This window comes from Streptomyces sp. NPDC002156, assembly GCF_053593675.1.
Genome location: NZ_JBSFDA010000039.1, coordinates 1 through 24,865, shown reverse-complemented (window position 1 = coordinate 24,865; position 24,865 = coordinate 1). Strand labels below are relative to the sequence as shown.

Genomic DNA, 24,865 nt, shown 5'->3' with positions numbered 1-24,865 from the left:
TGGGATGCGGTGACACATGGCCACGCTGACCCGGGAGGAGATCTCCCCGCCCCGCCCGACCAGGGAGGCGCTCAGGGCGCGGTGGGGGCCCCGGGGTCTCCTGGTCCTCGTCGTCCTGCTCCTGGCGGGCCTGGTGTTCCTCCCGACGGCGCTGGTGTTCGTCCGCGCCGTCACGGAGGACCCCCGAAACCCCTTGTCCACCTTCACCCTCCACGCCCTGGCCGACTCGTACGGATCTCCGCGGATCTGGCGGATCCTCGCCGAGACCATGGCCATGTCGCTGGCATGCGGGATCCTCGCCACCGTGCTGGGCGGCGCGCTGGCCTGGATCCTGGCGCGCACCGACGTACCCCTGCGACGGTTCTTCGAACTCGTCGTGATCGCGCCGCTCTTCCTGTCGCCGTTCATCGGTGCCCTGGCGTTCCTGGAACTCGGCGCCCCGCGCACCGGACTGCTCAACCAGCTCGCGCGTGACATCGGTCTGCCGGGCTGGGTGTCGATCGACGTGATGACGTTCCAGTGGCTGATCGTCATCCTGGCGCTGCACTACGTGCCGTACGGCTATCTGCTGGTGTCCGGCAGCCTCCAGAACATGGACGCGAGCCTGGAGGAGGCCTCGCACATGAACGGCCGGGGCACGGTCCAGACAGCCCTGCGCATCTCGCTGCCGGCCGTCCGGCACGCCACGCTCTCGTCGGTCATGTTCGTCACCATCAGCGCCACCGGCATGTTCTCGGTGCCGGCACTGCTGGGGGCCAAGATGTCCTTCCACCCCCTGGCCGTGACGATCTACCGCGCCACGAACGGCTACCCGAGCGACTACGCGCTCGCCGCCGCCCTGGGCACGATGCTGGTGCTGCTCAGCGTCATCGGGCTGTGGCTGTACCAGCGGGGCCTGCGCCAGTCCTCGAAGTTCGTCACCGTCACGGGCAAGTCGCAGAACAGGAAGCGGATCTCGCTGGGCCGGGCCAAGTACGCGGTGATCCTTCTTCTGGCGCTCTACTCCCTCGTCACCACGGTCCTGCCCTACGCCGCGCTCTGCCTGCGCGCCTTCAGCACCTCGTCCAACCTGGACGAGATCCATCCGACCACCCAGGTCGTCAGAGAGGTGCTGGGCGCACCCGAGCTGAAGGACGCGCTGGCCAACACGGTGGCGGTGGCGGTGGCGACGTCCCTCGGTGCCGTGGCCGTGGGCATCCTGACCTCGTACGTCACCGAACGCGTCCGGCACAGGGGCTCCGGTCTGCTGAACGCCGTCGCGATGTCGCCCCTGGCCGTTCCCGGCATCGTCTTCGCCACCGGCGTGTTCGCGATGTACCTCGGCACGCCGCTGTACGGCTCGCTCACCATCATGGTGCTGGCCTATGTGGCGTCCTACCTGCCGCACGCGACCCGCGTCACCGGCAACGGGTTCGCCCAGATCGACAAGTCCCTGGAGGAGGCGTCGAGGATGTGCGGGGCGAGCCAGGCACGCATGGTGTACACCGTCCTCCTGCCGCTGATGCGGCCGTCGATATCGGCCGCCGTCATCATGGTCTTCCTGTTCACGGTCCGCGAGATCAACACCGCGATCCTGCTCTACACGCCGGACACCATGCTGCTGTCCATCCTCTCCTTCAACTACGCCCAGCAGGCGTCGTTGCCCGCCGCCGCCGTCGTAGGACTTCTGGAGACCGCTCTGATGATCGCGTGGATCGTCGTCATGCGGGCCCTGCTGCGGCCCGGGAAGCTGCACCAGCGGGCCTGACCCGCACGGACCACACCGCCTGGACACACGAACGAGGTGAACGGATCGATGGACGAGCCGCACGGGAATCCGTCGTCGGACGACGGCCTGTTGGTGGAGGGGCTTTACGCGGACTACGGCGGCACCATGGCGGTCTCGGATCTCGGTCTGCGGATCGGCCGGTCCGAGTTCGTGACGCTGCTGGGACCCAGCGGCTGCGGGAAGACGACGACACTGCGGTGTGTCGCCGGCCTGCACACCCCGAGGTCCGGGGAGATCACCCTGGGCGGCCGGCGGCTCTACTCCGGGGGCGTCGGCGTCCCGCCGCACAAGCGGGACATCAACATGGTCTTCCAGTCCTACGCGGTGTGGCCGCACATGACGACCCTGGAGAACGTCATGTACGGCCTCAAGGCGAAGAAGATGCCCCGGGACCGGGCGCGTGCGAAGGCCCGGCAGATGCTGGAGCTGGTCGGCCTGGCGGAGTTCACCGGCCGCAACGCGACCGACCTGAGCGGCGGACAGCAGCAACGCGTGGCTCTGGCCCGCGCGTTGGCGACCGAACCGAGCCTGGTCCTCATGGACGAGCCGCTGAGCAACCTCGACGCGCAACTGCGCGCCCGGATGCGGGACGAGATCCGGCAGATCCAGCGCCGGACCGGGATCACGGTGCTCTACGTGACGCACGACCAGTCCGAGGCGCTGTCCCTGTCCGACCGCGTGGTCGTCATGAACCACGGCGTCATCCAGCAGGTCGGCGCTCCCTGGGACCTGTACCACCGGCCCGCGAACGCCTTCGTGGCGACGTTCGTCGGTGAGGCCAACGTCGTACCGGGCACGGTCGCCGGCATCGGGATCCGCGCCTTCACGGTTCGGGTCCCCACGCTCGGGCCGGACGTGGTGCTCGACATCGCCCGCGGCGCGACGGACGGCGTCCCTCGCGTGGGCGACGAGATATCCGTCGTCTTCCGGCCGGAATGGGTGCGGGTTTCCAGGGAGACCGGACCGCTTCCGGAGACTCTCGACGGGAACGAGTTCAGGGCCCGTCTCGTCGCCAGCGAGTTCCTCGGCGATCACTTCGAGCGCACCTACGAAGCGGGAAGGCACCGGCTGCGCGTCCAGGCCGTCACCGGACCGACCTCCCCGCCCCCGCGGCTCGGAGCCGAACAGGCACTGCTCCTCCCGCCGGAGAACGTGACCTGGTTCCCCGGTCACGGAGAGGCACCGGGTGCGGGTGGGAGCGGGGAGGAAGCGGTGGACGTCGGACTTCTCTCCGGTGTACCGACCGAGGTGCTGGGCCGCTGACCCCAGGAGGCAGGCTCAGGCGGGCGTCGGCACCGTTGCGCGGGTGGCGAGGCGTGGCGAGGAGTTCACCTTGGCCGGCAGCCTGCCGAGGAACACCCGGGCCGCCCGGGTCACCTCACGGTCGGGCGGGCTCAGGATGACCGCGCCCCGCAGGAGGGGGAGGCCCGGGGCCGACACGGCCCGGAGGAGGCCGGCGGCGAGATCCTCCCGCACGCAGAACTCCGGGAGGACGGCCAGGGCCAGGCCGTGGGTGACATAGGTGCGCATCGCCTCCAGACCGCGCGATTCGAGGACGACGTGCAGCGAGATGCCCACCTTCTCGGCCCAGCGCTCCACCAGTTGGCGGCTGCGCATCCCGTCCGCGAACGTGGCGAAGTCCGCGCGCGCGAGATGGGCGATCCGGTCGCCCTCCGACAGTGTGTGAATGCGGTCCTCGGGGCGGGCGTAGAGGTACATCCGCTCCTCGATCGTGCCCAGCGCGGGAAACTCGCTGGGCGCCGGGTAGCGGCAGATGCCGAGGTCCGCGCGTCCGTCGGAGAGCGCCTGGGTGCACGCCTGCCGCGACGGCTCGTGTCTGATGACCACGCGGACGGACGGTGCCAGCTTCTTCATGGCCATGACGGCCTCGACGAGCAGATGCCGGATGTGGTCGGAGTCGCTGACGACCGTGAGGGACGTGTCCTCCGGGAGGTCCTTCATCTGCTCCAGCCGGTGGTGGAACCGGTCGGTGTACGACAGCACCTCCTCGGAGAAGGCCAGCAACTCCCGGCCCGCGGCCGTGAGTTCGGACCGTGCTCCCTGTCGGCGTTCGAGCAGTGTGCAGCCCAGCAGGCGTTCCAGATAGCGGATCCGCTGGGACACGGCGGGCTGGGTGAGCGTCAGCTCGGCCGCCGCGGCCCGGAAGGACCCGGCGCGGGCCAGGGTCTGGAAGGTGTACATCTGCTCGAACGTCAGGCCCGCTATGAGCCTTTGACGGCTGGTGTGACGCCAGTCGCCGTGGGGGAGCGCCATGTTCTCTCCTGTCGCCGTGAACGGCTGCGCACAGCCGTGAACCCGGGGAGGGCCGTGTCCCGTACGGCTCTCCCCGGGGTGTCGAGTCCTCGGAGGTGAGCGGTCACCTGTCGAGGGTGGCGTTTACCTTGCTGACGAAGTCGGCGAAACCGTCACTCTGCAGGTCGGGCTCGGTGGCCATGCCGTACCAGACCTCGGGCTTCGTGTACCACGGCTCCTTGGCCACCTCGCGCTTGTCGACCCATCCCGTACGGGTTCCGGTGCCCGAACCGTAGGTCGCCATCAGATCGTGGCCCTCGTCGGACGTCGCCCATTCCATGAACAGCCGGGCGGCGTACGGATGGGGGGTTGTCGTCGGCAGGCCGACCATCCAGAGGGCGGCGTTGGTGGGCTTCGGGTAGGCGTACTCGACGGGGGCGCCGTCGTCGATGTAGTCGTTGTAGAGGGTGTCGGTGCCGAACGTCACCGCGTACTCGCCCTTCACCAGTTGCTCGGCGATCGGGATCTGGCTCTCGAAGAGGGCCGGATCGTTGTCGGCGACGCTCTCCAGCCACTTCCACCCGTACGTGGCGGACTGGTGCAGGATCACGTTGGCGTAGTTCCCCGCGGTGGTGGCGCCGCCGGTGTCGCCGAGTGCGATCCGGCCCTTGAACGAAGGATCGGCGAGAGCCGCGACGGGGTCCTCCCTCAGTAGCTTCTCCTGCTCGGGCGTGGTCACCCTCGTGTTCCACGCCACCGCTCCGATGCTCTGGTGGAGCGGGTAGACGAGCCCGGCCAGTCCCGTGCCGGGCAGGACCCCGGCGAAGTCGTAACTGCCGTAGTTCCCGGTCCTGTAGCCGGTGATCCAGTTCTTGTCCTTCGCGTCCTGCCAGAGTTGGTAGACGTTCTGGATGACGATGTCGGCGTTGTTCACGCCGCCGCTGACTTCCTGGGCCCATTTCTGGAAAAGGGTCGTGCTGCCGTCCCGGTAGAGCTTGACCTTGATGCCGTACTTCTTCTCGAAATGCCTCACCCATGCGGAAGTCGACTTCTCCGTGGTGGCGGCGTAGAGACTTACCTCGCCCTCCTGTTTCGCCTTCGTCACCAGGGCATCCATTCCGCCCGCGTCGGCCGCGCTCTTCGGCAGGTTCTCGGTATTGCTGCTTCCGGAGCCGCCACAGCCTGCCAGCAGCAGGGAAAGAGCGGCCGTGATCCCGACGAGTGCGATTCTCGCTCGCATGCTGACCAGCCTCCAACTCCGGGTTGTCGGCAAGGAGTCGGCCGTAGCCGTCCGTAACCCGCCAGAAACGGTAGGGCCGCACTTCGGGGCCTGAAAGCGTCGGGTCCCTACTCGACCGATAAGGCTGGTCTTATCGCTCGATGGGATTTCGGTGGAGTGGCTTCCCACGGAACCACGGCGCCCTCCATCCTTGAACGTCGACAACATTGTCCACAGTTGGCATGGGGACAGTACACGCATGTGCCGTCGGCGCGGAACGGTGCGGACGTGACCTTACGCAGGGAGGCGCCTGTGACAGCGGAGGCACCGCGGTCGGCCGTTCCCTGGCGGGAGTTGCTGCCGACCGCGTTGATACCCAACGTCCTCCACGGCTCCGGCCAGGGCGCGGCGGCGCCCGTCACACTCCTGGCGGCCTTGTCCCTGACGGACTCCTCGGCGGTCGCGGCAGTGGTCGCCGCCATGCTGACCGTCGGACAACTGCTGCTCGCCCTGCCTGCCGGATGGCTGGTCCAACGGTTCGGTGAACGGCCCACGATGCTGGGGTCCACGGCGGTCACGGGACTCGGTGGTCTGGCGGCCTACCGGGCGGCTTCCCTGTGGGCTCTCATGGCCGGTGCCATGCTGATCGGGAGCGGCGTCGCCGTGTTCACCATGGCCCGGCACACCTGGGTGACCGTGGCGGTGCCCGCCGAGGTACGCGGCCGGTCGCTCTCCGCCCTCGCCGGGGCCACGCGGCTGGGACTGTTCACCGGCCCGCTCCTCGCGTCCGTGCTCATCCGCCTCACGGGTGAGGTGCGGGGCGGCTTCCTGGTGGTCGTGGCAGCCTCCGGCCTGCTGGCGGTCATTGTCGCGCGGGCGCCCTTCGCCGGGGGAGGCGCGGGCGAGCGTGACGAAGGGGCACGGCCGAGCGTTCTGAGCGTCGTCCGCCGACGGCGGGACGTCCTGCTGACGCTCGGTCTGACCCTCTCGGTCGTCAGCACGATGCGCAGCGCCCGACGCGTCCTCGTGCCCCTGGTGGGTGCCGCCGTCGGACTGGACGAGGCGACCGTCACGCTGGTCGTGGGCCTGGCCGCGGGCCTCGACTTCTCCCTGTTCCACATCGGGGGAGTGGTGACCGACCGTTGGGGCCGGCTGGCGGTCGCCGTTCCCGCCCTGGTCGTGTTCGGTGTCGCGCACCTCGGTCTCGCCGTGGCTTCCCGTCTGCCCGCCGGGCTCTGGTGGTTCCTGGCCTGTACGACGCTGATGGCCGTGGCCAACGGCTGGAGCGGCGGGGTCGTCGCCACGGTGGGGTCGGATCTCGCCGACCCGCGATCACCCGCGGTCTTCCTCGGATCGTGGCGGCTGACCACGGAACTGGGCCCCTCCGCGGCGCCGTTCCTCATCGCGGCCCTGGTCGGAACCCTCTCCCTGCCCGCGGCGTGTGTGGCACTCGCCCTCCTCGCCGGGACGGCCGCCGCCGCGCTTCCGCCGCAGGCGCGCAGACACCTGCCGAACGTGAGGCGCTGATTCTCCTCGGCGTCCGTTGCGTTCCTGCTTATCGGTCGATCACGAACGCTTACGCGCAGAGTGTTGCACTCGCTCCGCAAGCTGACTTTCCTGATGGGGATGCCGCCGTGACAAGAGGAGCGAGCCGTGAAACCGAAATGGAACACAGGGCGTCTGAGAAGGCGAATCGGCGCTGTCGTGTCGGCCGCCGTTCTCATCACGGTCTCCCTCGGCGCCGCACCGTTCGAGAGTTCGGTCGACCGGACGGCGCAGAATGGGAAAGGCACGGTTCTGCGCGTCCGGGTGCACGGGACATCACTCGAAGGAAACCTCGAAGGAGATTCACCGGACCGCGAGGTTTCGGTCTACCTGCCTCCCGGATACAAGTCCGACTCCCAACGCCGTTACCCCGTCCTCTACATGCTCCACGGATTCACGGAAACGGATCTGAGCTACTTCGCGACCGACGCCCGGACGAACATCCCCGTAAGCGCCGACCGCACGCTCGACGCCGGCACCTCACGACAGATGATCATCGTCACTCCCAACGCGATGACCGTCTACGGCGGCAGCAACTACTCCAGCGGAGCGACCACCGGGGACTGGGAGGCCTTCGTCTCGCACGACCTCGTGTCCTACGTCGACCGGCACTTCCGCACCATCCCCCGGGCGGCGGCTCGCGGGCTCGCGGGCCACTCCATGGGCGGCTACGGCACGCTGCGGATCGGTATGAAACACCCCGATGTCTTCTCGGCCCTCTACGTGCTGAGCGCGTGCTGCATCTCCCGGACGAGCAACATCCCGGACACCCCCGAGGAGATGGCCGAGTTCGAGGCGTTCACCGAACGGCCCGAGGACTACACGCAGATCCCCTCCGGCATCCGTACGGCGGTCGCCGCGGCCGCGTCGTGGGCACCCGATCCCGCCAAGCCGCCCCTCTACTACGACTCTCCCGTCAAGAACGGCGAACTCCAGGAGTCGGTCATCGCGCGCATGACCGCCAACCGCCCCCTGGCCATGATCGACCAGTACATCGGCAACCTCAGGAGACAGCGGATCGCGTTCGATGTCGGCGACCAGGACACGAACATCGCCGCCAACCTCACCGAACTCGACCGCGTCCTGACCACCTACCGGGTGCCGCACACCTTCGAGGTCTACGAGGGCAACCACACCAACCGCATTCCCGAACGGTTCGAGAAAGAGGTCCTCCCCTTCTTCTCCGCACACCTGCAACGGTCGTCCCGGGCCTCGAAGGAGTCCTCTTGAGGCAGATCGACGAGCGCGGCACCGGGCGTCGCACGCAGGCACAGGAGTTCGCCGACGCCGTGGCGCGGTCCGGGGCCACGCATGTCTTCGGGCTCATGGGCGACGGCAACATGCACCTGCTCATCGCCCTCGGACAACGGGGTGTTCCCGTGGTCGAGGTACGGCACGAGAACGCCGCCGTGGCGATGGCCGAAGGCTACGGATGGTCCTCGGGGCGCATCGGGATCTGCTCGGTCACCCACGGCCCCGGACTCAGTCACGTGGCCACGTCGTTGCTGGTGGCGGCCCGCAACCGGTCCCCGCTCCTCGTCGTGGCGGCCGAGACACCGGGCGGCTACCAGGGGGCCCAGACCTTCGACCAGGCCTCCTTCGTCGCCTCGTGCGAGGCCGCCTACCGCAGGATGAAGCCGGGGGAGCATCCGGCGGACGTCCTCGCCGAAGTCCTGGCGCTCGCCCGGGACGAGTGCCGACCGGTGGTTCTCGGCGTCGCGGCGGACCTGTTCACCTTGCCCGTGGACGGGTGTGTCCGAAGCGGATCGACACACCGGTCGCGAGCGACGACCACCGCCGATGACGACATCGACGCGGCCCGACGGATCAGCCGACTCCTGACGCGTGCGGAACGCCCCGTACTCATCGCGGGCCGCGGTGCCATGGACGACACCTCGCCCGCGATGATGACGTCGCTCGCGGACCGGTTCGGTGCCGCTCTGGCCACGACGCTGCCCGCCAAGGGGCTGTTCGACGGACATCCGTACGACCTCGGGATCGCCGGAGGGCTGGCGCACCCGGCGGCGGAGCGGGTGTTGCGCTCCGCCGACCTGGTCGTGGCCGTCGGCGCCTCGATGGGCCGTAGCACCACGCAGTCGACGCGCCTGTTCGAGGCGGCACACGTCGTCAAGGTCGTCGACGACCTCGCGGCCACGGGCAAGGCCGAGACCCTCCGTGGCGACGCGGCGGCGACTTTGCGGCACACCCTGTCCCTGACGCGGGACACCCCGGACACCCGGGCGCCCTGGTTCACCCCCGTCGGCCCGTCCGCCGCCTGCTGGCAGGAGGACCTGCGCGACTTCAGCCCACCCGTCCCCGACGGCACCGTCGATCCACGGGTCGCGCTCGCGGCGATCGACCGGCACATCCCCGACGACGCGACCGTGGTCATCAGCAACGGCCACTGCTCGGGCTTCGCCGCCGCCTTCCTCACGGCCCCGGCGCGGGGCCGGTTCTTCGCCGCGCAGGGCTTCGGATCCATCGGACAGGCACTCACGACCGCCATCGGCGCGGCCCTCGGAGCGCCCGAGCGCAAGACAGTCGTCTTCGAGGGCGACGCCGCGTTCATGATGCATGTGCAGGAGCTGGACACCGCGGCCCGGGCCGGCGCGGACCTGACGTTGTTCGTCCTCGACGACGACGCCCTGGGCACCGAGTACCAGCGGCTCCGTCTCGAAGGCGGTCACGCGGAGGCGGCCGTCGTGCCCGCGCCCGACCTCGCGGCGCTCGGGGCGGCGTTCGGCGTGGACGCCTTCACCATCGACTCGCCCGACACGCTCGCACTCGCGGAGACCGCGTTGCGTCCCGGCCTCGCGGTCGTCGATGTGCGCACGGCGCGCTCGGTGCTCAGCCGGCATCTGCGCCTGCCGCACCGGACCCCGACACCGAACAGCTGAAAGCGGCCCCGCCCATGGAGTTCGCGATGCAGTTCACCCTCACCGATCCCGTCCTCACCCGACAGCACGCCCACGGTCTGGTCGAGCTCGCCCGGATGGCGGACGACTACGGCCTGCACTCGATCGGCGTGGGCGACACCGGATTCCGACTGAACGAGGCGGCGTCGAGGGTGACCCTCCTGGCACTCGGCACCACCCGGGCGTACGTCGGGATGCGCCCGACCAACCCCTGGACCCGCGACCCGCAGATCACTGCGGCCTTCCTCGCCACGATCGACGCCATGACCGGGGGCCGCGCCTTCATGGAGATCGCCACCGGCGACTCCGCCGTGCGCAGCGTCGGGCGGCGACCGGCGACGCGAGCACGACTGGAGGAGTACGTCACGTGCGTCCGCGCTCTCCTGACGACCGGTCACGGCCGCTTCGACGGACGGGAGATCGACGTGTACGGCGGCGCGCGGGCTCCCGTCCGTATCTCTGTCGGTGCCGAGGGTCCCCGGATGCTGGAACTCGCCGGTGGCATCGCCGAGGCGGTCTCCATCGGCACCGGGCTCACGGCCGATGTCGTCGCGTGGTCACTGGACCGCGTACGTGCCGGTGCGCGGCTGCGCGGGCGTGAACCCGCCGACGTCGAGGCCTGGTTCACCGTCCGCAGCGTCCTGGACGCCGACCGGGAGGGCGCGCGGAAGCGGATACGTCCGTCCCTGGCCTCGATCCTGCATCACAGCATGCGAGCCGGAGTGGACGGACGGCTGGTTCCCGAACGCCACCACGACGCCGTCCGCGCCTACGTACGGCACTACGTCCTGGCCGATCACCAGCGACCGGGCGGAGCCAACGAACAGCTCATGGACCGCCTCGGGTTGACCGGGTTCGCCCTGGACCGCTGGGGGATGGCCGGCGACACGAAGGACTGGATCGACCGCATCGCGAGGCTCCGGAACTCGGGGATACGGCGGATGTGGCTGGCCAACCGCGGCAGCCTCACGCAACTCCAGGCGACGTTGCGGAACTTCGGGGAACAGGTACTGCCCCGAATCCGGTGAGCGCCGTCCCGGAAGGAGCCGCTCGGCCCGCTTGCCGCCACCGCTCGTGCGCGACTCGGCGCGGACGGTCACACCTTGAGCTGGGTCGCGGAGGGCTGAAGCCGTGTCCGTCCGTTGCGTTCGGTGTGGGGCGGCAGGAGGGCCCTCAGCGAGGGGGAGGGCTCCAGGCCCAATTCCTCCCGCAGGACGCGACGGCACTGCTCGAATTGGCGCACTGCCGCACCCCTGTTACCGGCCGCCAAATGCGCTTTCATCAGTACGCGATGAGCGCTTTCCCGCAGGGGTTCGGTACGCACGGCGGTAAGTCCCGCGGCGACGGCTTCACCGTGGCGTCGCGCTTCCGTCAGACGCTCGGTCATCGCTTCCAGGGCATAAAGCCGGAGCTGATGGTATTGCTCCTGCTCGATCAACATCCAGTCGTTTTCTGGCCATTCCGGTAGCAAATCCGATGACAGGCCTGCCAGTGTTTGCATGGTCAGGATGTCGTCGCACGAGCGTGAGTTGTCGAGCAGTCTGTGCGCGTGTGCAACCGCCGCGTGCAGGTCGACGGTGACGTCCTTGGAGATGGCCAGGTCGTGCGCGGACACGTCGATGATCGGGTGGCCGGCGCGCGTCGCCCGCCACAGGGACGACCTCAGGTTTGCGTTGGCGCGCGATGCCGTGACATCCGGCCAGAGGATTCCGGCCACGTAGGTGCGGGATCGCGGCATGTCCTGCAAAGCCAGAAACGCGAGGAGTCGTTGAGTGCTGGAGCAGACCGGAATGCGAGTGTGATCTATAGCCAGTGCAAATCCCTTGAGTAACCTCAGGGAGATGGGTTGTGTTTGTCCGTTCATCGACGCCCCCGTACCGATCTCGGCTTCGGTGATCTTCGGCGTGGCTGCTGGGATTCCCGAGGCCATGTTACGAGCAAGTTATGCCTGCAGGGTCGACTATCAACGTGACGGCGTCACAAGGGAATCACCAGAGCGTCGCATTGGCGTCACCCTTCGCGTTCCAGAAGCTCATCGAGCCAAGTCCGCACCGCTGTGAGGACATCGACGGTCTTGCTCACCGCGGTGGGCGGTTCCTGCTCTCCGTCGACGGTCTGGATGATGCGTGCGCGGAAGCCGTCCTCCCTGCCGTCCTCCACCCACACCCGGAGGATCAGGACGCCGGACCGTGTCGAGGGGGTCTCCATGAGAGACCGAGTGTCCCTCACCGCTGTCACCCGGGCGTTGTCGATCCGTGTTCGATGACGTCATCGCGAGCGACGGGGACGGATCCAGGGATGCATCGGTGACGCCGGTGTGACGGGTGAGTCGCGGGCGGATCACGGGGGCCTCTGCATCCTCTCGGTAGATGTCATCGGTATACGTCGTCGGCGCGCGCCGGGAGGGGGCTTCGCATGGGTGACTTCGGTGTGATCGCCGATGTCTCGTCCGTCATCGTGAGCACTCTGACGCAGTCCCTGCGCGGGTTGGGCCAGCGCGACATGCCACCACCGATCGCGGAACTGAACGACCTCTCCGAGACGGTGCAGACGCCGCCCCCGAAACTCACGGTGTTCCTCTACGAGATCGCCGAGGACCCCACCTCCCGCAACCGGCCCCCGGTGCGCTCCCAGCCGCCCGACCCGCTCACCGCCCGCAAACCGCCGATGGCCCTGCTCCTGCGATATCTGATCACCCCCTGGGGCGGCGACCAGGACACCCAGCACCGGATGCTCGGGCGTGCCCTGCAGACGTTCTACGACGACGCGATCCTGGACGGCACCCAGTTGGCCGGCAGCCTGGCGGGCAGCACGGACTCACTGCACACGACACTGACGCCCCTGACCCTCGATCAGAAGTCCTGGGTCTGGTACGCGATCCAGAAGCCGTACCGGCTCTCGCTGAACTACGAGATCCGCGTCGTCAACCTGGACTCGGCCGTCGAGACGCCGGTGCGCCCGGTGCGCAGCCGGATCATCGCGGGGACGGCGACGCCATGAGCGCCTTCCTGCCGCTTGCCCGGTCGGCGCTCTACAGCCCCGTCTGGCTGGTGCCGTTCGACGACCACGCCCGCCGGGTGCGCTCCGCGGGCGTGGAGGCCCGCCTCGAACGGTTCGACGACGAGGGCGGGTTCGACGGCGAAGGCGGCTGGGTGCCGCTGGACGACCGGGCCGTGCGCACCCCCAGCGGCCACCTCGCCTTCCCGGGACTCGGCAGACGGGCCGAGCCGTGGGCGGCCCGGCCGGAGCGCCACCGGGTCCGGTTCGAGGCCGCCGGCTACCAGCCGCTCTACCCGGCCGACGGCGAGCCGTTCTCGGCCGCTCTCGTCGGCGTCGAGTTCCTGGTGTATCCGTACGACAACACCCACCCGCCGTCCGTGGAGGCCTCCCCGAGGCTGGTCCGGCTGCTGCCGGGGGCCGCCTTTGCCTATCCGCCGGGTGTGCGCACCGTCCACGGCGTGGTGCTCGACGCGACCACCCGGGCACCCGTCGCGAACGCGCTCGTCGAGGCCGCGGGGCGGACCGGCCAGGACCTGACGCCGTGGCACGAACGCACCCTCTCCGACGCCACGGGCGCCTTCCGGCTCGCCCTGCGCTGGGAGGGCGAGAAAGCCACCGAGAACACCACCGAGGAGACCTTCCTCGTTGAGGCCACCGAACGGCCGGGCCGGGCCGGGTCGCTGACCGTGCGCCTGCCCCAGGAAGCCGAGCGCCGACACGTCATCGAGATTCGTGAGCAGTGAAGGAGCCACATCCATGGCCGAGTATCTGAGCCCCGGGGTCTACATCGAGGAGATCGATGCGGGGCCACGGCCGATCGCGGGGGTGAGCACGAGCACGGCCGGCATGGTCGGGGTGACCGCTCGTGGCCCGTACACCGGCAAGCCCAAACTGGTCACGAACTTCCTGGAGTTCCAGACCGTCTTCGGCGGCTTCCTGCCCGAGCCGGACGCGGGCGTACGGGACCGCTGGGCCAACGACCCGACCGAAGGCGGCCGTTGGTGGCTGTTCCCGCTGGCCGTCAAGGGCTTCTTCGACAACGGCGGCCAGCGGCTCTACGTCAAGCGGGTCGCCAGCGCGGACGCGAAACCCGCCTCCGGGGAACTGGCCAACGGCCTGGTGAGCCCCGTCGCCTCCGACGCCGCGCGCGGTGCGACCAGCCTCCAGCTCGGGCACCTGATCGGCTTCACCGGGGTCGGCCAGCAGATCGACATCTTCCGTGGCGACGACCAGCAGACGATCCACACCGCCGTGGTCGCCGGCTACGACATGTCCGCCCGCCGGATCCGGTTGGAGACGGCGCTGCCCGCCGAGGTCAGGACGGCCCGCGGGGACTACGTCCAGGTCGGGCAGCGCGGCGCCGAACAGACGCTGCGGCTGTCCGCGGTGAGCCCCGGCGCGTGGGGCGGCGGTGTCCGGGTCCGGGTCCAGCCGATGGTCGGCGCCGCGCTGCCGGTGCTGCCCGATCCGCAGGAGGGCGCCCTGTTCATCACGCGCCTGGTCGCGGACGCGGACGCGGACAGTGAATCCGTCGAGGTGGCCGCGGCGAACGGGCTCGACCCCGACGACCTGCCCGCCGACGTGTGGGTGCAGATCGGCCCCCGCCGGTTCAAGGTCCAGGCGAGCCAACCGGCCGACGGCAAGGTGACGTTGACCTTCCCGGCGGACACGACCCACGCGGCGTGGGAGACCGGGCTCACGGTACGCCGCGTACGCCGGGGCAATACCGCCGCCGGACCGACGCTGCGGGTCGGCGGCGCGAGCAGGCTGTACGAGGGCGCGGTCGTCCAGGTCGACGACGGCACCGCCCTGACCGCCCTGACCGTCCAGACGGTCGCCGAGGATCTCGTCACCCTCGACCGGAACGTACCCGGGACGCTCTTCGAGACCGACCGGATCCATCTGGTCGAGGCCGAGGTCACCACCCGGTTCACGGACACGGCCGGGGCCGCGGTCACGGAGACGTTCCCGGGCCTCCGGCTCACCGGCGACAACCCGGCCAACCTGACGACCGCCCTGCAGAGTCGCTCGCAGCTCGTGCAGGCCACGGCGCTGCCCGGCCTGTCCACCGACCCCACGAAGTTCCCGGTGCCCGCGACGGGTTCCTGGCTGACGCTGGCCGACGGCGACGACGCGTACGGTAGCCTCAGCCCGGCCGACTTCGTCGGCACCGACGGCGGCAGCGGACGGCGTACCGGAATCGTCGCCCTGGAGGACATCGACGAGGTGGCCGTCTGCGCGGTGCCCGGCATGTGGTCAGGCACCGTCGAATCGGCTCTCGTCACCCACTGCGAGCTGCTCAGGGACCGGTTCGCGATCCTCGACCCGCGCGACGGCCTCGACATCGAGGGCATCCAGACGTTCCGCGAGCCCTTCGACACCAAGTACGCGGCGCTCTACTACCCGTGGCTCGTCACCCGCGACCCCTCCACCAACCGCGACGTCGAGGTACCGCCGTCCGGCCACATGGCCGGGATCTACGCCCGGGTCGACGTGGAGCGGGGCGTGCACAAGGCACCGGCCAACGTGGTCATCCGCGGGATCCGGCAGACCGACGGCATCGCCCAGGACATCACCAAACGCCACCAGGACCTGCTGAACCCCAAGGGCATCAACGCACTGCGGTTCTTCCCCGGCCTCGGCCACCGGGTGTGGGGCGCGCGCACGCTGTCCTCGGACAGCTCGTGGAAGTACATCAACGTGCGGCGGCTCTTCCTCTTCCTGGAGGAGTCCATCGACGAGGGCACCCAGTGGGTGGTCTTCGAGCCCAACGACGAGTCGCTGTGGGCCCTGGTCCGCCAGACGGTCACCAACTTCCTCACCACGGTCTGGCGCAGTGGCGCGCTCGCCGGCACCACCGCCGACGAGGCGTTCTTCGTCGCCTGCGACCGCACCACCATGACCGAGGACGACCTGGCCAACGGCCGGCTCATCTGTGTCATCGGGGTCGCGCCGGTCTTCCCGGCGGAGTTCGTGATCTTCCGGATCCAGCAGAAGACCCGCGAGACCCAGCTCGCCTGAGCACCCGACCGAGCCAGAGCCCCGACCGAGCCCGTGCACCGACTGAGGAGCGGCCACCATGCCACCCGTGACCAGGGAAGATCCCTACGCGTCCTACAACTTCCAGATCATCGTGACCAACGTCAGTGACGACGGCGTCGCGGTCAGCGGGTCCTTCACCGAGATGAGCGGTCTGGAGCTGGAGATCCCGCCGATCGAGTACCGCAACGGCAGCGAGGACATCACCGTCCGCAAGATCCCGGGACTGAAGAAGTTCACCAACCTCACCTTCAAGCGCGGCATCACCGGCCACGTCGGTTTCTGGAACTGGGTGGCCGAGGCCCTCAACGGCAAGGTGCGCCGCGCCTCAGGGTCGATCGTGCTGCTCGACGAGAACCGCCAGGAAACGATGCGCTGGAACTTCGACCGGGGCTGGCCGACCAAGTACACCGGCCCGACGCTCAGCGCGACCAAGAACGAGATCGCCATGGAGACGCTCGTCCTGGCGGTCGAGAAGCTGGAGATCGACGTCTGACATGACGAGCGAAGCGCTTCCCGGCGTATCCCTGACGTTCGCGTCCCGCGGCCCGGAACCGGAGCCGCTGCGCACGGACGTGGCGGCGTTCCTCGGCCGGTTCCGCCGTGGCCCGGTGGCCACCCCTGTGCGGGTGGAGAGCTGGAACGACGTCGTGGGCGTCTTCGGGCCGCCACCGCCGGAGGGCGCCTTCGCCACGCCGTACGCGCTGCGCGGCTTCTTCGAGAACGGCGGCCGTACGGCCTGGGTGCTTCGGGTGTCCGGGCCGGCCGCCACCGCGCGGGCCCTGTGGCCGGTCGGCGACATCGCCGGATTCGCGGCCACGCGCTACCGGGTGGTCGCGACCAGCCCGGGCGCCTGGGCCAACACCGTGCGCGTCGACATCCGTTACCAGGCCAGTACGGTGGCTGGACCGCCGACGGTGAGTGTGCGGGTCACCGTGCCCGGCGAGGCGCCCGAGACCTTCGCCGGACTGCCGCCCGCCGACGTGGCCGACCGGCTCACCGGGTCCCGCTACATCCGGCTGGTCCCCGACGGACCCGCCCCCGCCCCCGGGACTCCCGGCCCGATCTCGACGTCCTGGCCCCTGACGCTCGCGGGCGGCACCGACGCCCCGCCGACGCGGCAGGAGTACTCGGACGCCGTGACCGTGCAGTCCGAACTCCCGGAACCGGCCCTGGTGGCACTGCCCGACCTGGGCACGGACCTGTCCGGGACCGTGCACACCGACATGGTCCTGGAACTGCTGGGAACCGTCTCCCCGCTCCTCGACCGCCTGGTCGTCCTCGACGTCCCGCTCCAACTGTCCTCCGTCGACGCCACGGTGGAGTGGGTGGAGTCACTGACCGCGACCGGCGACAGCGGGCTGCTCAGCTGCGCGGCCGTCTACCACCCGCTGCTGCGCACCCCCGACGGACCCGCACTGCGCACCGTCCCGGCGTCCGGCCACGTCCTGGGTGTGATCGCCCGGCTCGACGCCGAGCGCGGAGCGCACCACACGCCCGCGGGCGCCGTGATCCTGGAGGCCGTCGACCTCGCCGCCGAACTCCCCGAACCCCAGCAGGTCCGCCTCTTCGACGCGGGCGTCGACCTGATCCGGTGCACCCGGGGCCGGGGACTGATGGTGTGGGGCGGACGCACCCTGTCCGCCGACCCCCGCACCCGCTACATCGCCCACCGCAGACTGCTGCACCTCCTGGTGCGCGCGATCCGGCGGGTGGCGGGCCCCCTGGTGTTCGACGTCAACTCGCCCGAGCTGCGGCTGACCCTGGTCCGGGCGATCACCTCGGTGCTCCTGTCCGCCTTCCGGGCGGGCGCACTCACCGGAACACGCCCTGAGCAGGCGTTCCGGGTGGTGTGCGACGACACCAACAACCCGCCGGAGCAGGACCCCGGGCAGCTGGTCTGCGAGATCGAGGTCGCCGCCGCCGTACCCATGGAGTTCGTCCGGCTGCGTCTCGTACTCGGCCAGGACCGTGGTCTGGAGGTGATCGAGGCATGAACCAGGATCCGCTGCCGAAGTACCGATTCCTGGTGACGCTCGACCCCGGCGACGCGTATCTGCCGTCCGCGCAGGCGCTGTTGCTGCCGCTCGTCGCCGCCGGGGCGTTCCAGGAGGTCGCCGGGCTCGGCGCCCAGCTGGAGGTGACGAGCTACCCGGAGGGCGGCCGCAACGACTCGGTGCACCAGCTGCCGCTGCGCCACTCGTGGAACCGGATCACCCTCAAACGCGGAGTGGTACGCGACCCCGGTCTGTGGGCCTGGTACCAGGCCGGACTCGCCGACTCCCTCGGCGCCCGCCGCGACGGCGCCATCATCCTGCTCGCCCCGGACGGGATACCCGGCGCGGCCTGGGCGTTCCACGGCGGGCTCGCCGCCAAGTGGAGCGGACCCGACCTGCACGCCGAACAGAACGCGATCGCCATCGAGTCACTGGAGATCGCCCACGAGGGGCTGACCAAAGTCCTGCAGGACACCGCGGCGAACGCGCTGCCGCGACAGAGCCAAGGGAGGTGACCGGTGTGCCGAAGGTGACCATTCACAACCTCGAAGTCCGGTTCCAGGTGGAAGGCGACGACGGCGCCGTCTTCACCCGGCTGTTCAACAAGCACATCCAGGCCTGGGCGAAGCTGTACGAGGACGCGTGCGCCCGCGCCAAGCACACCGAGGCCGAACGCAGCTTCGGCGACGGGGAGGGCCCGCTGTGAGCGTGACGCCCGTCTCCTTCGCCCGCCAGGGCGCCGCCCAGGCCCGCCTGGAGATCGTCCGGCCCGTGATCGCCGACGAGCGGCAGCGGCGTATCCCGCTGCGGTTCAACCCCACCGACTACAAGCTCAGCAAGAGCAACACCTTCGCCGAGATCACCATCCCCGGCCTGGAGACACCGCCCCTGCAGTACATCCGCGGCGGTACGGAGACGCTCACCGTCCAGGCGCTGGTCGACACCTCCGACACCCTGGAGAACGTACGGACCGCGTACGTCGACGCCCTGCGCAACCTGCTGCGCCCCGACAGCCGTGAACACGCGCCGCCCATCGTCCGGTTCGTGTGGGACGAGGAGGTCTTCACCGGCGTCGTCGAGAAGCTGGACGTCAACTACCAGCTGTTCCGGCCGGACGGGGTGCCGCTGCGGGCCATGCTGGACCTCTCCCTCAAGGAGTACCGCACGGCCGCCGTGCAGGTCGCCGCCGTACCCCGCTCCTCGCCCACCGTGGAGAAGAGCTACGTGGTGCGCCGCGGCGACACCCTCAGTTCCATCTCCACCGCCGTGTACCGGCGCCCCGACGCCTGGCGCGAACTGGCGCGCGCCAACGGGATCGACGACCCACGGGACCTGCGACCGGGCCGGGTGCTGACCGTGCCCCGGCTGCCGTGAGGAGCGCGCGATGAGCTCTCCCACGCCCGAGGTCGCCTCTCCCGACCGGTACGCGCCCGAGTTCGAGGTGCGCATCGAGGGACTGGAGATGGATCCGTCCACCAAGAACGACATCATCGACATCAAGGTGAACCGGGACATCGACGAGATGTCCGGCTTCGATCTCACCCTGAACAACTGGGACGACGCCAACCTGAGGTTCAAGCACAGCGACTCGCCGAGTTTCCAGCTCGGCTGCCGGGTCTCGGTCCGCCTCGGCTACGCAGACCAGTTGCTCACCGTCGCCACCGGGACCATCTCCACGCTCAGCCCGAAGTTCACCGACGGCTCGTCCCCCACCGTCTCGGTCAGCGGAGTCGACGGGCTGCTGCGGCTGAAGGACCGCAAGCCCACCGAGAACGAGACCAAGATCTACCTCAACAAGCAGGACTGGGAGATCGCCCAGGAGATCGCCCAGCGCAACCACCTGAAGATCGAGGTCACCAAGGAGGGCCCGGTCCACGACCGTGTGGTGCAGAAGAACCAGGACGACGCGAGCTTCCTGCTGGAACGCGCCAAGCGGCTCGACTTCGACTGCTTCCTGCTGCCGGACCCGGCCACCGGCGAGGACACGCTGTACTTCATCAAACCCACCGACGGCCGGGACGGCCGCCCCATCCGGGTGTACCGGCTGGCCTACGCTCCCGGGCTGTCCACCGGCCCCACCAATCAGCCCGTGGGACTGATCCCCAACCTGATGGAGTTCACCCCGACCCTGACGGTCTCCCAGCAGGTCAGCAAGGTGACGGTACGAGGCTGGGACCCCCGCACCAAGCAGCCGATCGCGTTCACCGCGACCGCCGAGAACCTCCCGGCCGGACAGAACACGGCCGACGGCCAGAGCGGGCCGCAGGCCGCCGAGTCCGCGGCGCAGGGCCGCCAGGAGGTCATGGTCGACGCACCGGTCACCAGCGACCAGGAGGCCCGCGAACTGGCGATCAGCCTGCTGCGCGAGCGCGCCTACGAGTTCATCACCGCGACCGGCAAGGTCGCGGGCCTGCCCGAACTGCGGCCCGGCGACAACCTGGAGATCTACGGCCTCGGTCGCCGCTTCTCCGGCACCTACTTCGTCAAACGGGTCGAGCACACCCTCAACACCAGTGGTTTCTTCACCCAGTTCACCGGCCGGCGGATCCACCAGGGGGACAAGTGACGACCAGGACCGCGCCACGGGCCCGCAGCACCGACAAACGCTTCTACGGCGTCGTGGAAGCGCTCGTCGCGGAGGTCGACGGCGACGACGAGGGCCGGGTCAAGCTGAGGTTCCCGTGGTTCGACGGGACCACGGTCACCGACTGGTGCCGGGTGAGCCAGCTGTACGCGGGCAACGGCTACGGCTCCGTGTTCGTCCCCGAGAAGGAAGACGAGGTGCTCGTCGCCTTCGTCCACGGGGACATGCGGTTCCCCGTCGTCCTGGGCGGTCTCTACAACGGCCAGGACAAGCCGCCGACCGCCCGCACCGACGGCCGCGACCAGAAGGTCATCCGGACGAAGCACGGCCACCAGGTCCTCTTCGACGACAACGCCTCCCAGGCCGCCGTACGCATCACCTCGGCCGCCGGACACGTGGTGGAACTCGACGACCAGGGCAAGGAGATCCGGATCACCGCAGCCGAGGGCGGCAGCGTGACGGTGTCCGCGCAGGGGGAGATCACGCTCAAGGCGCCGAAGGTGACCGTCGACTCCTCCTCCATCGAACTCGGCGCCGGCGCCACCGAACCGCTCGTGCTCGGCAACGCGCTGCTCCAGGCGTTCAACACGCACACCCACCCGTCCTCCGCCGGGCCGACCAGCCCGCCCCTCGTACCGCTCACGGCCGCCGTACTGGCCAAGAAGGCGAGGACGGCATGAGCGAGGAGTTCCTCGGCACGGGCTGGCGGTTCCCGATCCTGCCCGACGAGGCCGGGCGGCTCGGCTACGCCGTCGGCGAGGAGAGCATCGAGCACTGTCTGCGGGCGCTGCTGCTCACCGGCCGCGGCGAGCGCGTGATGCAGCCCGAACTCGGCACCCGAGCACCGGAGTTGGTGTTCGCTCCCGGCAGTGTGCAGAATCTGCGCGACCTGGAGAACTCGATCGCCGAGGCGGTACGCACCCACGAGCCCAGGGTGGAGCTCGACGAGGTCCGCGCGGAGGCCGACCCGGCCGACGAGTCACGGGTCACCGTCTCGGTCGTCTACCGCGTCCGGCGCAGCAACACCAAGGCCAACCTGGTGTTCCCGTTCTACGTCGGACTCAGCGGTCTCACCGGCCCCACGGGGAGCACGCCATGACCATGCCCGCGCCCCGTCTGGACGACCTCACCTGGGCCGACATGATGGCGGCCGTCCGCCGCCGCATCCCCGCCGAGTCGGACGGCGCCTGGACACTGCACGCCCCCGTCGACCCCGGCGTCACTCTCCTCGAACTCTTCGCCTACCTCCTCGAACAGCGGCTGTACTGGCTCGACCAGGTGCCGGACGCCCTGGTCGTCGCCATCCTGCGGCTGCTCGGCCTCGACCCGCCGCGCCCCGCCCGCGCCGCGGCCACGGTGCTGCGGCTGTCCGCCCGGCAGCCGGGTGCGGCCGTTCCGCTCGTCCCCGCCGGAACGGCGCTGACCCGGGACCAGTTGGGTCGAGTCGTCTTCACCCTCGACGACGACGTCACCGTCCTTCCGCTCGCCGACAGCGCCGAGATCACCGTGTGGACCGACCGCGACCGCACGGCGGACCTCCGGGCCGGTCGGGGCGTCGCCCTCCTCGCGAACGACGGCGCGCCGGCCCAGGCCCGGTTCACCCTGCCGCTCACCGGAGAGCACCCCGCCCCAGGCCCGATCAGCCTCCTCTTCGAACTGGACGCCCCCGCCGCGTCCGTGGCGTCCTGGCTGCCCACCGCGGTCGCCGACGTACCACCCCCCGCCGAGCTGACCTGGTCCTGGTTCCGGCCGGACTCCGGCCTCGCGGGTCCGTTCGAGAAGTTCGAGAAGGTCGAGGACGGAACGGCCGGGCTGAGGCGGTCCGGTGTCGTCCGGCTGCACCCGCCCGCAGGCTGGACCACCCGGAACACCGGCGTACTGGTGTCGACCCCGGCCGCGACCCACGCGGCACCGCCCCGCCTCCGCCGACTCGCCGTCAACGTCTCCGTCGCCCGCCACCGCCGACGGTTCACGGCACAGGGTGCGGATCTGGCGGAGCAGATCGAGGCGTGGCTCAAGCTCCCCGGCCAGCACCTCGTGCTGCCGGACGCCGCAGGCCGGCTCCTCGAAGCGGCCGTACGCCTGGCGGGCGAGGAGTGGCGGCCGGTGCCTGACTTCACCTTCGGCGCGCCGACCGACCGGGTCCACTTGGTCGACCGGACCGAGGGCGCTGTCGTCTTCGGCGACGGACTCACCGGGCGCATTCCCAAGCCGGACCCGGACGTCGTCGTCGACTACGTGCTCGGCGGCGGCCGGGAGGGCAACGGCGGACTGACCGACAACTGGGTCGCGGCCCCGGACACCCCGGCGGACGTCGGCACGGTCGTGGCCGCCAACCTCGTACGGGCCGAGGGCGGTCAGGACCCCGAGACGGTCACCGCCGCACGGCAGCGCGCGGGCGCGTCCCTGGGGGAGGTGACCCGGGCGGTCACGGCGGACGACTTCGTCACCCTCGCCCGTACGACGCCGGGGGTCGCCGTCGCCCGCGCCTACGCGTCTCTCGGGGAGCACGCCGGATTCGCGTGCGACCGGGTGCCCGGCGCGGTGACCGTCCACATCGTCCCGTCGGTGCAGCGGACCGACCTCGACCGCGAGGACTTCGTCGTCGCGCCACGGCCCGACCCGGGCATGCTGCGCGCGGTCGCCGCTCGCCTCGACGAGGCCCGGCTGCTCACCTCCGAGGTCTTCGTGCGCGAGCCCCGCTACCGAGACTTGAGCCTCCGTGTCGACCTGTCGGGCGGCCCGGCCGACCGCGCCCGCGTGTCCGCCGTGGTCACGTCCGCGCTGCGGCGCTTCCTCGACCCGCTCGTCGGCGGCGAGGAGCAGGACGGCTGGCCGTTCGGCGAGGCGCTGCGCCCGTCCGCCGTACTGCGTACCGCCCAGCGGGCCCTGGGAGACCTCGCGGACGTCGCCGGTGTGGCGATCGGCCTCGACGGGACCGAACCGGCCGAGGACTGCGACGAGGTGCCACTGCGCGCCGGTGAACTGCCCGTACTGCGGTCGGTCCGCACCCGGATCGTGCCCGCCGTCGAACCGGGGGAGGGGCTGGCATGACCGGCGACGTGTGGTGGGAGAAGGACACGCGGACCGAGGGCGACCTCGTCCCCGGCACAGGACCGACCGGGGTCCAGCCGGAACTGGTCGAGGCAACCCGCGAAGCCGTACGCACCGACGTACGCGGCCGGATCGCCGGATACACCCCCGACTGGACCGACCCCGACCGCCAGGACGCCGGAGTCGCGCTCGTACGCCTCTTCGGGACCCTGGCCGAACCCGTGCTCTCCCGCGTCAACCGGCTGCCGGAGAAGGTACTGGCCGAGCACCTGGCCACGGCCGGAGTGCGCAGGCGACCCGCGAGTGCGGCCGCCGCGCTCCTGGAGTTCACCGTGAACCCGCCGGACGGCGCCTCCGTGCTCATCCCCGCGGGCTTCCAGAGCGCGGCCTCGACACCGGCGGGCCAGGTCGTCTACGAGACGGACCAGGACCTGTACGCCACACCGGCCACCCTCGCCGCACTCGCCGTCCAGGAGGCGGGGACGCTGGAGGACCTGCCGCTCGGACCGGCCGGCCCCGGCCGACCGTTCGCGCCGTTCGGCCGCGACCCGCAACCTGGCAACGGCCTGTGGATCGGCCTCGCGGGTACGGCCGTCCCCTACCCGCGTCTCTCGTTGGGCTTCGTGGTCGTCGCCGCCGCGCCCGTTCCCGCGGACTCCGGCGGCACGGCACCCCTTCCGCTGCCCGCCGCGCCCCTGCTGCGCTGGGACGTCCTCGATGGCACCCGCCTCGTACCCGCCGAACTGGTACGTGACTCCACGGGCGGGCTGAGCGCCGACGGAACCGTCGAACTCAGGGTCCCGCGCTCGTGGGAGCCGGGCAGCCCGCCCGGCTCCCGGCCACGGCCCCAACTGCGCTGGCTGCGGCTGCAGATCGCGCACGGCGCCTTCAGCGGCCCGGCGCCCGTACTGTCCGGACTGCGGCTGAACACGGTCGCGGCCACCGCCGCCCGCACGATCAGGGACGAGCCGTTGCAGCCGGTCCAGACCCCGGGAGCCAGCGGCCTGCGGCGGATGACGCTCAGTCAGACCCCCATCCTCGCTGGGTCCGTCGTCATCGAGGTCGACGACGACACCGGCGGCGACGTGTTCGGCACCACGACCGGTAATACGACCGGCGCCACGTCCAGAACCTCCTCCCGCTGGCGGGAAGTGGAGAGCCTGGCCGCGTACGGCGCCGACGACCCGGTGTTCACCGTGGACCACGCCACCGGCGAGGTGACCTTCGGGGACGGCGTCAACGGTACGGCCGTGCCGCCCGGGTTCCGCAACGTACGGGCCGTCCGCTACCGGGTCGGCGGCGGCAGCGCCGGTGCCGTACGCGCCGGTGCCGTCAACTCGGTGGTGACCGCGCTGCCGTTCGTCACCGGCGTCAACAACCCCTTCCCGGCCACTGGAGGAACGGACGCCGAGCCCGACGCGGACGCGATGCGCCGGGGCGTCGGCCAACTGCGCGCCCGGGGCCGGGCCGTGGCACCGGCCGACTACGGCC

The 24,865-nt window shown here is 70.3% G+C and carries 23 protein-coding genes; 19 read left to right on the top strand and 4 right to left on the bottom strand.

All coding sequences use genetic code 11. From position 1 onward, the window contains the following. The first annotated feature begins 16 nt into the window (after window positions 1–16). A complete protein-coding gene (locus ACWCRB_RS18400) occupies window positions 17–1,747 on the top strand; it encodes an ABC transporter permease (protein WP_450997041.1) in 1,731 nt (576 codons plus the stop codon). Window positions 1,748–1,795: 48 nt separating this feature from the next. Continuing rightward, the gene (locus ACWCRB_RS18395) at window positions 1,796–3,031 is read left to right on the top strand and encodes an ABC transporter ATP-binding protein (RefSeq protein WP_450997040.1); all 1,236 of its coding nucleotides are present in this window, start codon (window positions 1,796–1,798) and stop codon (window positions 3,029–3,031) included. A 15-nt stretch (window positions 3,032–3,046) separates the two neighbouring features. Here ACWCRB_RS18395 and ACWCRB_RS18390 read toward each other — a convergent pair whose 3' ends face one another. Beyond that, the gene (locus ACWCRB_RS18390; RefSeq protein ID WP_450997039.1) at window positions 3,047–4,042 is read right to left on the bottom strand and encodes a LysR family transcriptional regulator; all 996 of its coding nucleotides are present in this window, start codon (window positions 4,040–4,042) and stop codon (window positions 3,047–3,049) included. A gap of 103 nt (window positions 4,043–4,145) precedes the next feature. Continuing rightward, window positions 4,146–5,261 carry an extracellular solute-binding protein gene (locus ACWCRB_RS18385; RefSeq protein WP_450997038.1) on the bottom strand — a complete coding sequence of 372 codons (1,116 nt, stop codon included), beginning with the start codon at window positions 5,259–5,261 and terminating at the stop codon, window positions 4,146–4,148. Window positions 5,262–5,552: 291 nt separating this feature from the next. Here ACWCRB_RS18385 and ACWCRB_RS18380 point away from each other — a divergent pair, with 291 nt between their 5' ends. The 4 genes from ACWCRB_RS18380 to ACWCRB_RS18365 all read left to right on the top strand — a co-directional run bounded on the left by ACWCRB_RS18380 (window position 5,553) and on the right by ACWCRB_RS18365 (window position 10,728). Continuing rightward, window positions 5,553–6,767 (top strand): MFS transporter, encoded by a 1,215-nt coding sequence (locus ACWCRB_RS18380; RefSeq protein ID WP_450997037.1) that lies wholly within the window; start codon window positions 5,553–5,555, stop codon window positions 6,765–6,767. 177 nt (window positions 6,768–6,944) lie between these two features. Next, window positions 6,945–8,015, top strand: coding sequence for an alpha/beta hydrolase (locus tag ACWCRB_RS18375; RefSeq protein WP_450997036.1), 1,071 nt, complete (start codon window positions 6,945–6,947; stop codon window positions 8,013–8,015). Next, window positions 8,012–9,682, top strand: a complete 1,671-nt coding sequence (locus tag ACWCRB_RS18370; protein ID WP_450997035.1) for a thiamine pyrophosphate-binding protein — start codon at window positions 8,012–8,014, stop codon at window positions 9,680–9,682. The genes ACWCRB_RS18375 and ACWCRB_RS18370 overlap by 4 nt, the downstream gene beginning before the upstream one ends. A 26-nt stretch (window positions 9,683–9,708) precedes the next feature. Continuing rightward, window positions 9,709–10,728, top strand: a complete 1,020-nt coding sequence (locus ACWCRB_RS18365) for an LLM class flavin-dependent oxidoreductase (RefSeq protein WP_450997034.1) — start codon at window positions 9,709–9,711, stop codon at window positions 10,726–10,728. A 68-nt stretch (window positions 10,729–10,796) separates the two neighbouring features. Here ACWCRB_RS18365 and ACWCRB_RS18360 read toward each other — a convergent pair whose 3' ends face one another. Next, window positions 10,797–11,630, bottom strand: a complete 834-nt coding sequence (locus ACWCRB_RS18360) for an AfsR/SARP family transcriptional regulator (RefSeq protein WP_450997033.1) — start codon at window positions 11,628–11,630, stop codon at window positions 10,797–10,799. A gap of 80 nt (window positions 11,631–11,710) precedes the next feature. Further along, window positions 11,711–11,908 (bottom strand): hypothetical protein, encoded by a 198-nt coding sequence (locus tag ACWCRB_RS18355; RefSeq protein WP_450997032.1) that lies wholly within the window; start codon window positions 11,906–11,908, stop codon window positions 11,711–11,713. A gap of 207 nt (window positions 11,909–12,115) precedes the next feature. Here ACWCRB_RS18355 and ACWCRB_RS18350 point away from each other — a divergent pair, with 207 nt between their 5' ends. From ACWCRB_RS18350 to ACWCRB_RS18290, 13 genes are all read left to right on the top strand, one after another. Next, window positions 12,116–12,700: a DUF4255 domain-containing protein gene (locus ACWCRB_RS18350; RefSeq protein ID WP_369035223.1), complete on the top strand. Its 585-nt coding sequence runs from the start codon at window positions 12,116–12,118 to the stop codon at window positions 12,698–12,700. Further along, window positions 12,697–13,443 (top strand): carboxypeptidase-like regulatory domain-containing protein, encoded by a 747-nt coding sequence (locus tag ACWCRB_RS18345; protein WP_450997031.1) that lies wholly within the window; start codon window positions 12,697–12,699, stop codon window positions 13,441–13,443. Before ACWCRB_RS18350 ends, ACWCRB_RS18345 begins: the two co-directional genes overlap by 4 nt. Before the next feature lie 13 nt (window positions 13,444–13,456). Further along, the gene (locus ACWCRB_RS18340) at window positions 13,457–15,721 is read left to right on the top strand and encodes a phage tail sheath family protein (protein WP_450997030.1); all 2,265 of its coding nucleotides are present in this window, start codon (window positions 13,457–13,459) and stop codon (window positions 15,719–15,721) included. Between the two features lie 58 nt (window positions 15,722–15,779). Next, the gene (locus tag ACWCRB_RS18335) at window positions 15,780–16,235 is read left to right on the top strand and encodes a phage tail protein (protein WP_450997029.1); all 456 of its coding nucleotides are present in this window, start codon (window positions 15,780–15,782) and stop codon (window positions 16,233–16,235) included. A 1-nt stretch (window position 16,236) separates the two neighbouring features. After that, entirely contained in the window at window positions 16,237–17,736 is a 1,500-nt protein-coding gene (locus ACWCRB_RS18330; RefSeq protein ID WP_450997028.1) for a phage tail sheath family protein, read from the top strand. Next, complete coding sequence (locus ACWCRB_RS18325) at window positions 17,733–18,251, top strand: phage tail protein (protein ID WP_450997027.1); 519 nt, start codon at window positions 17,733–17,735, stop codon at window positions 18,249–18,251. The genes ACWCRB_RS18330 and ACWCRB_RS18325 overlap by 4 nt, the downstream gene beginning before the upstream one ends. After that, window positions 18,248–18,442: a putative phage tail protein gene (locus ACWCRB_RS18320; RefSeq protein WP_369035229.1), complete on the top strand. Its 195-nt coding sequence runs from the start codon at window positions 18,248–18,250 to the stop codon at window positions 18,440–18,442. Before ACWCRB_RS18325 ends, ACWCRB_RS18320 begins: the two co-directional genes overlap by 4 nt. Further along, entirely contained in the window at window positions 18,439–19,110 is a 672-nt protein-coding gene (locus tag ACWCRB_RS18315) for a CIS tube protein (RefSeq protein WP_450997026.1), read from the top strand. Before ACWCRB_RS18320 ends, ACWCRB_RS18315 begins: the two co-directional genes overlap by 4 nt. Before the next feature lie 10 nt (window positions 19,111–19,120). Next, the gene (locus ACWCRB_RS18310; RefSeq protein ID WP_450997025.1) at window positions 19,121–20,302 is read left to right on the top strand and encodes a phage late control D family protein; all 1,182 of its coding nucleotides are present in this window, start codon (window positions 19,121–19,123) and stop codon (window positions 20,300–20,302) included. Beyond that, window positions 20,299–21,000 (top strand): phage baseplate assembly protein V, encoded by a 702-nt coding sequence (locus ACWCRB_RS18305; protein WP_450997024.1) that lies wholly within the window; start codon window positions 20,299–20,301, stop codon window positions 20,998–21,000. Before ACWCRB_RS18310 ends, ACWCRB_RS18305 begins: the two co-directional genes overlap by 4 nt. Beyond that, a complete protein-coding gene (locus ACWCRB_RS18300) occupies window positions 20,997–21,419 on the top strand; it encodes a GPW/gp25 family protein (RefSeq protein WP_450997023.1) in 423 nt (140 codons plus the stop codon). The genes ACWCRB_RS18305 and ACWCRB_RS18300 overlap by 4 nt, the downstream gene beginning before the upstream one ends. Next, a complete protein-coding gene (locus ACWCRB_RS18295) occupies window positions 21,416–23,374 on the top strand; it encodes a putative baseplate assembly protein (protein WP_450997022.1) in 1,959 nt (652 codons plus the stop codon). The genes ACWCRB_RS18300 and ACWCRB_RS18295 overlap by 4 nt, the downstream gene beginning before the upstream one ends. Then, on the top strand, window positions 23,371–24,865 hold a 1,495-nt coding region (locus ACWCRB_RS18290; protein WP_450997021.1), incomplete at its 3' end, for a putative baseplate assembly protein. The genes ACWCRB_RS18295 and ACWCRB_RS18290, both read left to right, overlap by 4 nt.